The following is a 13,382-nucleotide window of genomic DNA, read 5'->3' as shown; positions in this document are numbered from 1 at the left end:
TGCGCGTGCTTGCCTGGCTCTGGGTATGGGGAAGCACGCCGATCGTGGTGATCAGCGCGCTTCAGTGATGTGGGGTTGTTCGGCCCGGGCTCGGTCAGCGGACGGACGGTGGTGGGCGTCCCGCCGGCAGGGCGTGCGTAACAACGGAATCGGCGAGTGCGGGGAGGGGGCCGCTGGCGTCGAAGTCGGCGGTGGTGAGTTCGTCGGGGCCGTCGCGTTCGGTGAGCCAGGTTTCCAGGACGGTCAGGTTGGCGATCGTGAGCATGACGGCGAGGAGAAGTGCCTGGGCGACCTGCCCTGGGGCGGGTCGGTGTTTGGGGTTGCCGAGGTCGAGTTTCCCGCTCTTGAAGCGCCCGTTGGCGCCCTCGTTGTGGCTGCGGATGGGCCGGTAGGTGTTGATCCGGGACGTGTGCAGGTAGTGGACGTCCTGGCGGTACTTGGCCAGGCGCCAGTCGGCCGCTTCGGCGTCGGCGGGCACGGTGATGGAGCCCGCGCAGCACACCTCGGGCAGCGTCTTCTTCGGTGGCGGCGCGAAGTGTTCGGCGTCGGGGATCTGGACGGTGGGGCGGGCAGCCGTGTGGGCGGTCCGGGCCCGGGGTGCGGTGAGATCGACGATCCGGGCAGTCACGGAACTCGTATGATCTCGCGGTGAGGATCTGGACGGAGTACCCCGCCAAGGCGGACGTCGAAGCTGTCGTTCGCCGCTACTTCAGCCTGCTCCAGGCCGGGAGGATCCCTGAGGTCGAACAGCTCATCGATCACAGCCCGGTTCGTCATGTGCTCAAGTCGCTGTGGACCGGGTCCGTCGAAGCAAGCGCCGACGGGGACACGGTGAGCAGAAGTCCTGCTGCCGACGAGTGGGAGCAGGATCTGTCCTGGCTCGGCGAACTGAATCTTGCGGACTTCCACTGGGACTACACCGGCAGCGGTGTCTACGTTGAGATCACCCACCGCGCGCAGATCATCGAGGTGGCATTGAGCTTCCGGGTCAAGCCCGTCGAAGCCGGCTGGGTCATCGCGGGACCGGCCACCCTCTGGTAAGGCACTCGAAAGGGCAGCACCATCCAGGTGTCGGCGCAGTCCGCCCGCTGGCGGGCCGTCACATGCTGTCGATCAAGGACCCGGCCAGTGCGAGAACCCCGCCCCCGTCCCACGCCAGCCCCGTGACCTGCAACCTCAGGTTGGAAAAGGCTGAGTGACAGGTATCGCGCCCAGGTGACAAGTAGCTCGCCCAGTCACACCACTTCATCGGCATCCCCTGGACTGCGCAGGCTCTGTCAGTGGCCTCCGTCAGGATGCCCCGGTCAACATCGTGATCGGGAGAGAGCATGGGTACTGGGGACGTCGGCCCCTTCGACAACGACACCGCAGCGGACTTCTGCGGTGAACTCGATGCGGCAGCCGCAGGCGAGCGCACGGGCCTGATCCGCAGCATCCTCACCCGTGTGATCGACACCGCGGGCTATCACCGCGAAGTTCTCCGCGGTCGTCCGCGACTGGGAGCACCGGTTCGGCGCCCGTGTCGTCGCCATCGGCTTCGACACCCTCCACCTGGTTCTCAAGGCGCCTGCCCGGCCTGCGAGGTGCCCGCCGGACCGCGTCGGACGGGGCGTGCGTGTACACCCCCGTGGTCACCGCGATCCTCCTGCGCGAGGGATCCGCAGGGCGATCCGGGGGTGTACGTCGAGCACGGCGAGCGGCGAGCCGCACGTGTGCCGGGCGTCGTGCAGGCGGATACGGCGGACGCCCGCCCGCGCCGATCGAGCGACGAACAGCCGGTTGACGTGGCGAGGTTCGTACGGTGTGCCGTGGTGCCTCGTGACACGACGCCGGATCCGGCCCACGACTCACCAGCGGCCTGCCTCGTCGGCTCCCGGTCTTCGAGCCGGAGTCGAAACGCCGCGCCGCGGAACTGCGGCAAACGGTGAGCACCAGCATGAGAGGTGTCACCCGGGGACGACTGACGCGTTGACATGGCGAGCGGGCAACGCCTCCCGTCAAGCCGGGCATGGCGTGCCAGGAACCTCAGCAAAGGATCGAGTGACGCAAATGATCAACGTTCCGCGGATTGCGGCTGTCGTGCTTCTCGCTGTCGGTGGGCTCGGCATGCCCGCCTCCAACGCCTCGGCGGCCGCGCCTCTCGCCACGCCTCGCCCAGTGGGTCTGAATGTCGGGGGACTCTTTCCGTTCCCGCCATCGGCCCAAGGCACCAACCCCGACGGGTCGCCCATCGGCGGGCTGCTGTACCAGCTGGTGGATCCCGTCTCATGGGTGGCGGGCGCGCTGTAGGGGGCAACCCCACCCAGGGCGTCCAACGTCCGGGAAGCCGCCACCGTACAGCCCTCGAAAGACGACGGTGACCGCGGTACAGCGTGGTGGCGCGGCAGCCGTGCCGGCCACAGGCAGCGGCCTTGCACCGTGACCGTCTCCCTCACCTCCGCGGGAGGCCCCGTCGGCCCCGGTGCCCGTGGTTCGCACCGAGGGGTCTGGGGTTCACCACCTCACAGGTCCACCGCAATGACGGAACGCGGTTCTGCCGGAGGAAGCTGACGAGATCCCGTCCGGTCGGAAGGGCGGGCGGGATCTCTGCTGTGCGCACACCCCGCGGGGCCGTGCCGTCCGACGGGGCGTCAGGCGGGCCCGGTGCGGCGGCCTGTGCCGGTGCGGGGGCCTGCGTGGCCGGGCGGCGCGACGGCGCGGGGCGCAGGTGCCTGCCCCGGCGCCCTGTCGGGTGAGCCGCGTCACAGGGTCTTGGCGTAGCAGCGGCTGTCCGGGTGGAAGCGGTAGTAGCCGAACTTCGCACACGGCACGTAGCCGGTGGAGGTGTACAGGGCGATCGCCTCCGGCTGCTTGACCCCGGTCTCCAGCACCATGCGGACCCGGCCCGCGGCGCGGGCGTCGTCCTCCAGGGCGGACAGCACGCGCCGGGCGAGGCCCAGACCGCGCATGTCCGGGACCACGTACATGCGCTTGAGCTCGGCGTCGCCGTCCTCGTTGCCCTCGCCGTTGCTCTCCTGGCTGCGCCAGCCGCCGGTGGCCACCGGGCGGCCCAGCTCGTCGTACGCGATGAGGTACACACCGCGCGGCGGGTCGAAGTCGGCGGGGGCCAGCGAGGTGGCGTCGCCGTCGTCGCCGTAGCGCACGCGGTACTCGGCCTGGACCTCGTCGTCGAGCTTCCGGGCGTCAGGGTGGTCGAAGGCGACACGGCGGATATCCATGCTGGTCATCGTACGTACGGGCGCCGGCGGAGCCGTCCCGGGCCCGTCCCGGGCCGTCCTCGGCCGTCCCGGGCCGTCCTCGGCCGTCCTGCGGTGTCCTTGGGTGCCCTTGAGCGTCCTTGAGTGTTCGCGTTCCGGACCGGGTCCCGTGTGCGGGTATCGTGCCGGGGTGCTCACTGTGACCTCTGTGAACGTGAACGGGCTGCGCGCCGCCGCCAGGAAGGGCTTCGTGGAGTGGCTCGCCGGCACCTCCGCCGACGTGCTCTGCCTCCAGGAGGTGCGGGCCGAGCCGCAGCAGCTGCCCGAGCACGTCCGCGGCCCGGAGGGCTGGCACGTCGTGCACGCGCCCGCCGCCGCCAAGGGCCGGGCCGGTGTCTCCCTGTACACCCGCCGCGAGCCCGACGCCGTACGGGTCGGGTTCGGCTCCGACGAGTTCGACGGCAGCGGCCGCTACGTCGAGGCCGACCTGCCCGGCGTCACGGTCGGCTCCCTCTATCTGCCCTCCGGCGAGGTCGGCACCGAGCGGCAGGACGAGAAGATCCGCTTCATGGACGCGTTCCTGCCCTACCTCAAGGAGCTGCGCGAGCGGGCCGCGGCCGGCGGACGCGAGGTGCTCGTCTGCGGCGACTGGAACATCGCCCACGAGCCCGCCGACCTGAAGAACTGGCGCGGCAACACCAGGAACTCCGGCTTCCTGCCGGAGGAGCGCGCCTGGCTCAGCCGGGTCCTCGACCCGCAGGACGGCGGCTACGCCGACGTCGTCCGGGCCCAGCACCCGGATGTGGCCGGCCCCTACAGCTGGTGGTCGTACCGGGGCCGGGCCTTCGACAACGACAGCGGCTGGCGCATCGACCTGCTGGCCGCCACGCCCGGTCTGGCGCAGACCTGCGTCAAGGCGTACGTGGAGCGCGCCGCCAGCCATGCGGAGCGGTGGAGCGACCACGCCCCCGTCACGGCGGTCTTCGACCGCTGAGCGGTGCCCGGGCCGGGACCGGGGGCTCCGGCCCCGGCCTACTCCGCCGGGCGGAGTCTGCGGTCCAGGGCCAGGGACAGTTCCGCCTCCACCACGCTGCGCGCGAGCGGCCGCAGACGCTGGACGCCGTCCTCCGGGCCGTGCCGCAGCACGAGTTCGGCGAAGAGCGCGGCGAGGGCGTCGGCGTGTCTGCGGACCTGGGACGCGGCGGCGAGGACCTCCGCGAGCGGGATGCCCTCACGGACCAGCGCGGCGGACACCTCCAGCAGGCGCCGGCTGATGTGGACGATGTTCTCGCCGTCGGTGCCCACGTAGCCGAGCTCCATGGCGGCGGCGAAGTTCTCCGGGGTCACCTCGCCCGCGAAGTGGTCGGCGAGCTCCTCCGGGGTGAGCCGGACCGGTTCCTCCTCGGTCGGGGCGCCGAGCCCCAGCAGGTCGGCGACGTCGCGGCCGTGGTCGAAGGTCTCCGTCAGATCGGCGATCCCGCTGAGGGTGTGACCGCGGTCCAGCAGGGCGGCGATCGTGCGCAGCCGGGCCAGGTGGTGGTCGTCGTACCAGGCGATCCGGCCCTCGCGGCGCGGCGGCGGGATCAGCTTGCGCTCACGGTAGAAGCGCAGGGTGCGCACGGTGATGCCGGCCAGCCGGGCCAGTTCCTCCATCCGGTACTCCCGGCGGGGCCCGGGGTCCGCGCCGGACCGGTCGCCGGGGGTGTCCGCGCCGGGCCGCCCGCCGGGGGCGTCCGGTCCGGCGTCCGGCCCGGTGGTCCGCCCGGTGCCGTGCCCGGGGGCCCGTCCGGAGTCCCGTCCGGAGTCCTGTCCGGGGTTGCGTCCGGTGTCCTGCCCGGGGTTCCGGGCGGGGCTGCGTCCGGTGCCCTGTCCCGCGCCTTCCGCCCTGCCGGGCGCCTCGTCTGCCACACCCGGAAGCCTAGTGCTGCGGCCGGAGGGGTTTGCCCGTCGAGGAGCGGCGCCCGGTGTGTGCTCCCGGCGTGCCGGCCGGAAGCCCTCGTACGGACGTACCCGGGCTTGCGGACGGTGCGGCGACGGTGCGTGCCGGGCGCCGCGACGGGGCGGACGTCGCTGCCGCGGCTGGTGCTGCGGCCGGAGGGGTCTGCCGGGAAGCCGCCGGGCGTCGCGGGCCGGAGGACCTCTCCTGCCGCAGCGCCGAGGAGGTGTACCGCACACCGCGTACCGTCGGTAACTTCCTTGCCCCGCCCCCTACCCATGAGTACCCGCCTGCTCTACCCTCCCCATTACGCCAGTGTTCACTGGCAGAGTCCGGCGATACGACGCGTGGAGGCTTCGGGATGGCCGAGCACGAACATGTCCGGGTGGCGGTGATCGGGTCCGGCTTCGGCGGGCTCGGGGCGGCCGTACGCCTGCGACGCGAGGGAATCACCGACTTCGTCGTCCTGGAGCGGGCCGACAGCGTGGGCGGCACGTGGCGGGACAACAGCTATCCGGGGTGCGCCTGCGACGTGCCCTCTCACCTGTACTCCTTCTCCTTCGCCCCCAACCCCGACTGGCCGCGCACCTTCTCCGGCCAGCAGCACATCCGCGCCTACCTCGAACACGTCACGGACACCTTCCGGCTGCGCCCGCACATCCGCTTCGACTCCGAGGTGCAGCGGATGACGTGGGACGCCGAGCGGCTGCTGTGGCGCATCGAGACCGCCCGGGGGGCCACCCTCACCGCCGACGTCGTCGTCTCGGCGACCGGCCCGCTCTCCGACCCGAAGATCCCGGACATCCCCGGGCTCGGCTCCTTCCCCGGCAAGGTGTTCCACTCCGCCCGCTGGGACCACGACTACGACCTGCGCGGCAAGCGCGTCGCCATGGTCGGCACCGGCGCCTCGGCGATCCAGATCGTGCCGGCCATCCAGCCGCAGGTCGCCTCCCTCACGCTGTTCCAGCGCACCCCGCCGTGGGTCATGCCGCGGATGGACCGCGCGATCACCGGCCTCGAACGCTCCCTGCACCGCGCGCTGCCCTTCACCACCCGGCTCCGCCGCGGCCTGCTGTGGGGGATCCGCGAGCTCCAGGTGCAGGCGTTCACCAAGCACCCCGACGAACTGGGCCTGGTGGAGAGGCTGGCCCGGAAGAACATGGCCCGTGCCGTCCAGGACCCGGCCCTGCGCGCCAAGCTCACCCCCGACTACCGCATCGGCTGCAAGCGCATCCTGCTGTCCAGCGAGTACTACCCGGCCCTGACCCGGCCGAACGTGGACGTCGTGGCCGGCGGGCTCAGCGAGATCCGCGGCTCCACCCTGGTGGCTGCCGACGGCACCGAGGCCGAGGCCGACGCGGTCGTCTTCGGCACCGGTTTCCACGTCACGGACATGCCGATCGCGGAGCGGGTCGTCGGCGCCGACGGCCGGACCCTCGCCGAGACCTGGACCGGCGGGATGGAGGCCCTGCGCGGCGCGACCGCCCCCGGCTTCCCGAACTGGATGACGATCATCGGCCCCAACACCGGGCTCGGGAACTCCTCCATGATCCTCATGATCGAGTCCCAGCTGAACTACATGGCCGACTATCTGCGCCAGCTCGGCGTCCTCGGCGGCCGCGCCGCGCTCGACGCCCGGCCCAGCGCCGTGGGCGCCTGGAACCGCCGGGTCCAGGAGCGTATGCGGCGCACCGTGTGGAACACGGGCGGCTGCACCAGCTGGTACCTGGACGCCGGCGGCCGCAACACCACCATCTGGCCCGGTACGACGACGGAGTTCCGGCGCGCCACCCGCGGCGTGGACCTCGCGGAGTACGCCGTCCTGCGCCCCGCCGTGCGGCAGCGGCACGCGGCCGGGGCACGGGTGTCCGCGGCCGGGACGCCCGCAGGGGAGGCGGCCGGGCCGCCCGCCGCACGCGAGCCCGCCGCCGGGGCGTCCGCCGCGCGGACGACGGCTGCGGACGGGACGCCGGACCTGACGGCCGTCGACGCCGAGGACGTGAGCGCATGAGCCGCCTCCCGCACGCCGCCTCCGGACCGTACGCCCCGCCCGCCCCGGCCCGTACGCTGACCGCCGTCTCCGCGGACGGCGCCCGGCTGCACGTCGAGGTGCACGGGCCGGACGGGGCGCCCGCCGTCGTACTGGCGCACGGCTGGACCTGCTCGACCGCCTTCTGGGCGGCCCAGATCCGCGACCTGGCGGCCGACCACCGTGTGATCGTCTACGACCAGCGCGGCCACGGCCGCAGTCCGCTGAGCCCGTCCTGCGGTACGGAGGCCCTCGCCGACGACCTCGAGGCGGTTCTCCTGGCCACCCTCGCGCCCGGTGAGAAGGCCGTCGTGGCGGGCCACTCCATGGGCGGCATGACGGTCATGGCCGCCGCCGACCGGCCCGCGTTCCGGGCGCACGCCGCGGCCGTGCTGCTGTGCAGCACCGGCAGCGCGCGCCTGGTCGCCGAGTCCACGGTGGTGCCCCTGCGCGCCGGCCGGCTGCGGACCTGGCTGACCGGACACATCCTGGGATCGAGGGCACCGCTCGGGCCGGTCACTCCGGCGGCCCGGCGCATCCTCAAGTACGCCACCATGGGGGCCGGTTCGGCACCGCACATGGTCGAGGCCTGCGCCCGGATCGTGCACGCCTGCCCGCGCCGGGCCCGGCACGCCTGGAGCCGGGTGCTGGCGCGGCTCGATCTCGACCACGGCGTGACCCGGCTGCGCGTGCCCACGGCCGTGATCGCGGGCACCGCCGACCGGCTCACCCCGCCGGTGCACGCCCGCAGGCTGGCCGCCGCGCTTCCCGAGTGCGTGGGGCTGACCGAACTGCCCGGAGTGGGACACATGACACCGGTGGAGGTACCGGAGACGGTCACCGGCCGCATCCGGTCACTGGTCACCACGTACTCGCGGGCCGACGGTACCGGCCGGCCCGGCCAGGCGGCGGGGGCCGCGGAGGCCGCGGAGGCGGCGGAGGCGGCGGGGGCCGCGGGGGCCGCGGGGGCCGCGGCGGCAGCGCAGACCGGCCAGGACAGCCGGACCGGCCAGGACAGCCAGGCCGGCCAGGTCAGTCAGATCAAGGAGGGCGCATGAGCAGGGTCAGTCTGGAGGGGCAGGTCGCGGTCGTCACGGGCGCGGCCCGCGGGGTCGGCGAGCTGCTCGCCCGCAAGCTCTCCGCGCGCGGAGCCGTCGTCGCGCTGGTCGGTCTGGAGCGGGACGCGCTCAAGCAGGTCTCGGAGCGTCTGCACGGCGACAGCGACCACTGGTACGCCGACGTCACCGACCACGAGGCGATGGCCCGCGTGGCGCGGGAGGTGAAGGAGCGGTTCGGCAAGGCCGACATCGTCGTCGCCAACGCCGGTGTGGCCACCGGCGGTCCGTTCGTCGACTCCGACCCCGAGGCGTGGCGGCGGGTGATCGAGGTCAATCTCGTCGGGTCGGCCGTGACCGCCCGCGCGTTCCTGCCGCTGCTCATGGAGAGCCGCGGATATCTGCTCCAGATCGCCTCCCTGGCGGCGATCACACCGGCCCCGATGATGACCGCCTACACCGCCTCCAAGTCGGGTGTGGAGGCGTACGCGCACAGTCTGCGGGCCGAGGTCGGGTTCAAGGGCGTGAAGGTGGGCGTCGGCTACCTGTCGTGGACCGACACCGACATGGTGCGCGGTGCGGACCAGGACGACGTGATGCGCGAGCTGAGGCAGCGGCTGCCGTGGCCCGCCAACAGGACGTATCCGCTGGGCCCGGCCGTGGACCGGATCGTCGCCGGGATCGAGCGGCGCTCCGCCCATGTGTACGGGCAGTGGTGGCTGCGCGGGATGCAGGGGGTGCGGGGCGCTCTGCCGGGGATCATCGCGACGGTCGGGCGGCGGGAGATGGTGCGGTTCGCGGACCGGCTGGAGGGCATGCGGACGGGGCTGGTCGGGGCCGGAGGGGCGGCGGACGAGCAGGGCCGGGCCACCCGCCCCTGACCGCTACCCTGTGTCAATGATCGACATGCGTGCGGTGACGGTGCGTGTGAGTCTGGTCGCGGGTCGATTCCCTCACCCACCTCAGCACCAAGCACCCGTCACAGGAGTGAACTCACATGGGTATGAAGGACAAGTTCCAGGACCAGGCTCAGCAGTGGCAGGACCAGGCCAAGGAGAAGATGGGCCAGGCCCGCGAGAAGATGGGCCAGGACCGGGGCCAGGACCGGGGCCAGAGTCCCAGCCGCGGCCAGGAGCGTGACCGCCGTCGCGAGGACGAGGACACGCAGCGCGAGCGCCGCGAGGCGGAGGACCGCTTCGACCAGGACTACGACATGTAGGTCCGCGGGACTCGCCCGGGGCCGCGTGGCCTCAAGACGTGTGGTCCTGCCGGACCCGGCAGTTCCGGCGCGGGGCGCGCCTCCTCACGGAGGGGCGCCCCGCGCTCGTCGTGCGTGCGGCGCGCGGCGGCTCTCGGTCCGCGCGGCGCGGCCGCGCGGACCGCCGCCCCGTGCGCGGTGGTCCGCCCGGCCCGCCGCCGTGTCCCGCGCCGTGTCCCGCGCCGTGTCCCGCGCCGCGACCTGTGCCGCGACCTGTGCCGTGCCCCGCCTTCGCGCCCGGTCTCCGTGCGGCCGTGCGGCCCGCGTCCAGGCCGTGCTGTGCGGCCGTCGGGCGCGCCTCCGCCGCACCCGTGAGGCCGCAGGACGGCAGAACGCAGGGCCGCAGAACGCAGGATGGCCGGACCGCCGGACCGCCGGACCGCAGAACGCAGGACGGCAGGACCGCCGGACCGCAGACCGCAGACCGCATGACGCAGGACGGCAGGGCCTCAGGACCGCAGAACACAGGACCGCAGATCCGCCGGACCGTGCCGTCGTCAGACCGTCGGCCGCGGCGGCAGCTTGGGCCGGGACCGGTCCGGTACGTCGCGGTAGTCGGGCGGTGCCGCCGGCGGGTTGGTCGCCAGCAGTTCGAGGGCCAGGCGCACGGCGTCGTCGAGGACGGCGTGGCGGCCCTCGGCCCAGTCCAGGGGGGTGCGCAGGACCTCCACGTCGGGGGTGACACCGCGGTTCTCCACGGACCAGCCGTACGCGTCGAACCAGGCCGCGTTCATGGGGACGGTGATGACGGTGCCGTCGCCGAGCCGGTGGCGGCCGGTCATCCCGACCACGCCGCCCCAGGTGCGCTGGCCGACGACCGGGCCCAGCCCGAGCAGCTTGAACGCGGCGGTGATCATGTCGCCGTCGGAGGAGGTCGCCTCGTCGGCGAGCGCCACGACCGGTCCGCGCGGCGCGTTGGAGGCGTACGACACCGGCTGGGCGTCGCGGGTGAGGTCCCAGCCGAGGATCGTGCGGGTGAGCTTCTCGACGACGAGTTCGCTGATGTGCCCGCCGGCGTTGCCGCGCACGTCGACGATGAGGGCGGGCCGGGAGACCTCCATGCGCAGGTCGCGGTTGAACTGGGCCCAGCCTGAGCCGCCCATGTCGGGGATGTGCAGGTATCCGCAGCGGCCGCCGCCGAGTTCGCGTACCACGGCGCGGCGCTTGGCGACCCAGTCCTGGTAGCGCAGGGGGCGTTCGTCGGTGAGGGGGACGACGGCGACGCGGCGGGCCCGGCCGGCCACGCCCTCGGCGGGGGTGAAGGTCAGCTCGACCGTCGTACCGCCGGCCCCGGCGAGCAGCGGGCAGGGACCCGTGACCGGGTCGACGGGGCGGCCGTCGACGTGGGTGAGGACGGCACCCTCGCGGATGCCGGTGCCGGCCAGCGGGGAGCGCGCCTTGGAGTCGGAGGAGTCTCCGGGCAGGATACGCCGGACCGTCCAGTTGCCGTCCCGGCACGCCAGGTTGGCGCCGAGCAGGCCCTGGAGACGCTGGTAGTGCGGCGGGCCCTCGCTGCGCCGGGCGGCGGAGACATAGGCGTGGGAGGTGCCGAGCTCGCCGAGCACCTCGCGCAGCAGGTCGGCGAACTCGTCGGGGGAGGCTACCTGTTCGACCAGCGGGCGGTACTGCGCCAGGACGGCGTCCCAGTCGACGCCGGACATGCCGGGGTCCCAGAAGTAGGCGCGGATGAGACGTCCGGCCTCCGCGTAGGACTGGCGCCACTCGGCGGCCGGGTCGACGGTGTGCAGGATGCGCCGCAGGTCGATCCAGACGGTGGAGTCGCTGTCGCCGGACTCGCCCGCGGGTACGGCCCGCAGGTCGCCCTCGTCGACGACGACGAGACGGGTGCCGTCCCCGCTGACCGCGAACCAGTCGAGGTGGTCGACGAGTTCGGTCCGCTTGGCCTTGGTGACGGCGAAGTGCTCCAGGGTCGGGCGGCCGCTGGTGTCGTCCGGGCTGGCGAACGTCTCGCCCAGCGCGCCGGAGATCGGCCAGCGCAGCCACACCAGTCCGCCGCCCGCGACGGGGTGGAGGGCGGAGTACTTGGACGCGGTGACCGGGAACGGCGTCACCCGGTTCTCCAGGCCCTCCAGCTCGACGGTGACGGTGCCGTCGCCGCCCTCGTCGGCCGCCGGGTCCATGCCTCCGGCGGCCGGCCTGCCCTCCGGGTTCAGCGCGAACGGGGAGGGCGTCGCCGACGACAGCGGCACCAGGTAGGGGCGGCAGCCGAGCGGGAAGGAGAGGTCGCCGGTGTGCACGTCGTACACCGGGTCGAAGCCGCGCCAGGACAGGAAGGCCAGATAGCGGCCGTCGCGGGTGAAGACCGGGTTCTCGTCCTCGAAACGGCCGTTGGTGACGTCGACGACCGAACGGTCCTTGATCCGGGCCATCTTGATCTGCCGCAGCGACCGGCCGATACCCGGGTGCGACCAGGTCAGCCAGGCCCCGTCGGGGGAGAACGCGAGGTCGCGCACGGGCCCGTTGAGGGACCGGATCAGCTCGGTCACCTCGCCGTTGGAGGCCTCGGTGGCGTCGAGGAGCAGCAGCCGTCCGTCGTGCGAGGCGATCGCCAGGCGCTCCCCGTCGGGGTCGGACACCTGTTCCAGCACCCTGCCGAGCTCCCCCGAGGCGAGTCTGCGCGGCTCCCGGTCGCCGGTGGCCCGGGGGAGGTAGGCGACCTCCACGGCGTCCTCGCCCTCGGCGTCCGTCACATAGGCGACCTGCCCGCCGGCGCCGAGCATCTCGGGCAGCCGCACCCGTACCCCCGGGGTGTCGGTGAGGGTGCGGGCCGGGCCGTCGCGGTGGGTGAGCCAGTACAGGCTGCCGCGCACGACGACCGCGCTGGCCCGCCCGGTCTCGTCGACCGAGAGGCCGTCCACGTGCTGGGCGGCCGGCACCTGGTAGGGGCGGCGGCCGGCCCGCGGCCCGCTGAGCCGGACGTCCAGCCGGCGCGGCTCGGAGTCCGGTGCCAGGTCGTCCACGATCCACAGCTCGCCCGCGCACTGGTAGACCACCCGGGTGCCGTCGGTGGACGCGTTGCGGGCGTAGAAGGCGTCGTGGTCGGTGTGCCGGCGCAGGTCGGAGCCGTCGTGCGCGCAGGAGTAGAGGTTGCCGACCCCCTCGTGGTCGGAGAGGAACGCGATCCGGCCGCCGGTGAACATCGGGCAGGCCAGCTGTCCCGCGAGGTGCGGCAGAAGCCGGTGGCCGTGCAGCCACAGACGGCCGGTGGCGCCGCCCCGGTAGCGCTTCCAGGAGGCCATCTCGTGCGGGGCGGTGCCGGTGAGCAGCAGGCTGCGGCGCTCCCCGTCGAGGTCGGCGACCTGGATGTCGGAGACCGGGCCCCAGGGCAGTTTGCGGCCGGGGTCGCCGTCGGGGGACACCTTGTAGGCCCAGGTGAAGTGGGAGAAGGGCTCGCCGTGCGAGGCGACGGCCAGGATCGTGCCGTCCGGGGTCCAGCCGCACACCCGGGTGTCGGAGCTGCCCCAGTACGACAGCTGGCGGCCCGGCCCGCCGTCCACCGGCACCAGGTGCACCTCGGGGGCGTGGCTGCGCCAGCTGGTGTACGCGAGCAGGCCGCCGTCGGGCGAGAAGCGGGGCTGGCCCAGCTTGGTCCGGTCGACCGTGAGCCGCCAGGCCCGGCCGGGGGGGTCCAGCGGGGCGAGCCAGAGGTCGTCCTCGGCGACGAAGCAGAGCAGGTCACCGCTGAGATGGGGCAGGCGCAGATAGCTCACGTCCCCATGCTTTTCCGCGACGGGGGGCGGAGCAACTCGTGCGGTGCACCTCTTTTGGGGTGCGGTGCGGTGCCGGTGGGTGCCGTGCCGTGCTGTGGGGTGCTGTGGGGGCGCGGTGCCGTGCGGAAACCGTGCGGTGCCCGGGCCGCAGCAGGACGCTGCGGGACGCTGCGGAC

The 13,382-nt window shown here is 73.4% G+C and carries 11 protein-coding genes and 2 pseudogenes; 9 read left to right on the top strand and 4 right to left on the bottom strand.

Translation table 11 applies throughout. The annotated features are described in order from the left end of the window. Positions 1–94: 94 nt before the first annotated feature. Positions 95–628, bottom strand: a complete 534-nt coding sequence (locus tag AC5K6T_RS29305; protein WP_493213828.1) for a hypothetical protein — start codon at positions 626–628, stop codon at positions 95–97. Positions 629–648: 20 nt separating this feature from the next. On the opposite strand from AC5K6T_RS29305, the gene AC5K6T_RS29300 reads away from it, so the two are divergent. The 4 genes and pseudogenes from AC5K6T_RS29300 to AC5K6T_RS29285 all read left to right on the top strand — a co-directional run bounded on the left by AC5K6T_RS29300 (position 649) and on the right by AC5K6T_RS29285 (position 2,289). Then, positions 649–1,041: a hypothetical protein gene (locus AC5K6T_RS29300; RefSeq protein ID WP_493213826.1), complete on the top strand. Its 393-nt coding sequence runs from the start codon at positions 649–651 to the stop codon at positions 1,039–1,041. Positions 1,042–1,328: 287 nt separating this feature from the next. Continuing rightward, positions 1,329–1,448 (top strand): annotated as a pseudogene (locus AC5K6T_RS29295) (DUF4259 domain-containing protein); the annotation flags it as partial. Positions 1,449–1,464: 16 nt separating this feature from the next. Then, a pseudogene (locus tag AC5K6T_RS29290) lies at positions 1,465–1,524 on the top strand (hypothetical protein); the annotation flags it as partial. A 525-nt stretch (positions 1,525–2,049) separates the two neighbouring features. After that, positions 2,050–2,289, top strand: coding sequence for a hypothetical protein (locus AC5K6T_RS29285; RefSeq protein ID WP_493213824.1), 240 nt, complete (start codon positions 2,050–2,052; stop codon positions 2,287–2,289). 452 nt (positions 2,290–2,741) lie between these two features. On the opposite strand, the gene AC5K6T_RS29280 is transcribed toward AC5K6T_RS29285, so the two are convergent. After that, positions 2,742–3,218 carry a GNAT family N-acetyltransferase gene (locus AC5K6T_RS29280; protein WP_493213822.1) on the bottom strand — a complete coding sequence of 159 codons (477 nt, stop codon included), beginning with the start codon at positions 3,216–3,218 and terminating at the stop codon, positions 2,742–2,744. Positions 3,219–3,366: 148 nt separating this feature from the next. Between AC5K6T_RS29280 and AC5K6T_RS29275 the strand changes: the two genes are divergently transcribed. Then, positions 3,367–4,191, top strand: a complete 825-nt coding sequence (locus AC5K6T_RS29275) for an exodeoxyribonuclease III (protein WP_493213821.1) — start codon at positions 3,367–3,369, stop codon at positions 4,189–4,191. Positions 4,192–4,229: 38 nt separating this feature from the next. Here AC5K6T_RS29275 and AC5K6T_RS29270 read toward each other — a convergent pair whose 3' ends face one another. Further along, on the bottom strand, positions 4,230–4,850 hold the full coding sequence (locus AC5K6T_RS29270) for a MerR family transcriptional regulator (RefSeq protein WP_493214291.1): 621 nt from the start codon (positions 4,848–4,850) through the stop codon (positions 4,230–4,232). 644 nt (positions 4,851–5,494) lie between these two features. Here AC5K6T_RS29270 and AC5K6T_RS29265 point away from each other — a divergent pair. From AC5K6T_RS29265 to AC5K6T_RS29250, 4 genes are all read left to right on the top strand, one after another. Continuing rightward, the gene (locus AC5K6T_RS29265; protein WP_493213819.1) at positions 5,495–7,144 is read left to right on the top strand and encodes a flavin-containing monooxygenase; all 1,650 of its coding nucleotides are present in this window, start codon (positions 5,495–5,497) and stop codon (positions 7,142–7,144) included. Then, complete coding sequence (locus AC5K6T_RS29260) at positions 7,141–8,220, top strand: alpha/beta fold hydrolase (RefSeq protein WP_493213817.1); 1,080 nt, start codon at positions 7,141–7,143, stop codon at positions 8,218–8,220. Before AC5K6T_RS29265 ends, AC5K6T_RS29260 begins: the two co-directional genes overlap by 4 nt. Then, positions 8,217–9,098, top strand: a complete 882-nt coding sequence (locus AC5K6T_RS29255) for an SDR family oxidoreductase (protein ID WP_493213815.1) — start codon at positions 8,217–8,219, stop codon at positions 9,096–9,098. Before AC5K6T_RS29260 ends, AC5K6T_RS29255 begins: the two co-directional genes overlap by 4 nt. A 116-nt stretch (positions 9,099–9,214) precedes the next feature. Then, positions 9,215–9,436, top strand: a complete 222-nt coding sequence (locus tag AC5K6T_RS29250; RefSeq protein ID WP_493213813.1) for a hypothetical protein — start codon at positions 9,215–9,217, stop codon at positions 9,434–9,436. A 536-nt stretch (positions 9,437–9,972) separates the two neighbouring features. Here AC5K6T_RS29250 and AC5K6T_RS29245 read toward each other — a convergent pair. Further along, positions 9,973–13,206 (bottom strand): S41 family peptidase, encoded by a 3,234-nt coding sequence (locus tag AC5K6T_RS29245; protein ID WP_493213812.1) that lies wholly within the window; start codon positions 13,204–13,206, stop codon positions 9,973–9,975. Between the last annotated feature and the right edge of the window lie 176 nt (positions 13,207–13,382).

It is taken from the genome of Streptomyces sp. B8-7, from assembly GCF_058833805.1.
Note: the sequence above shows the minus strand (reverse complement) of the source record. Positions and strands in the feature narration are given on the sequence as shown.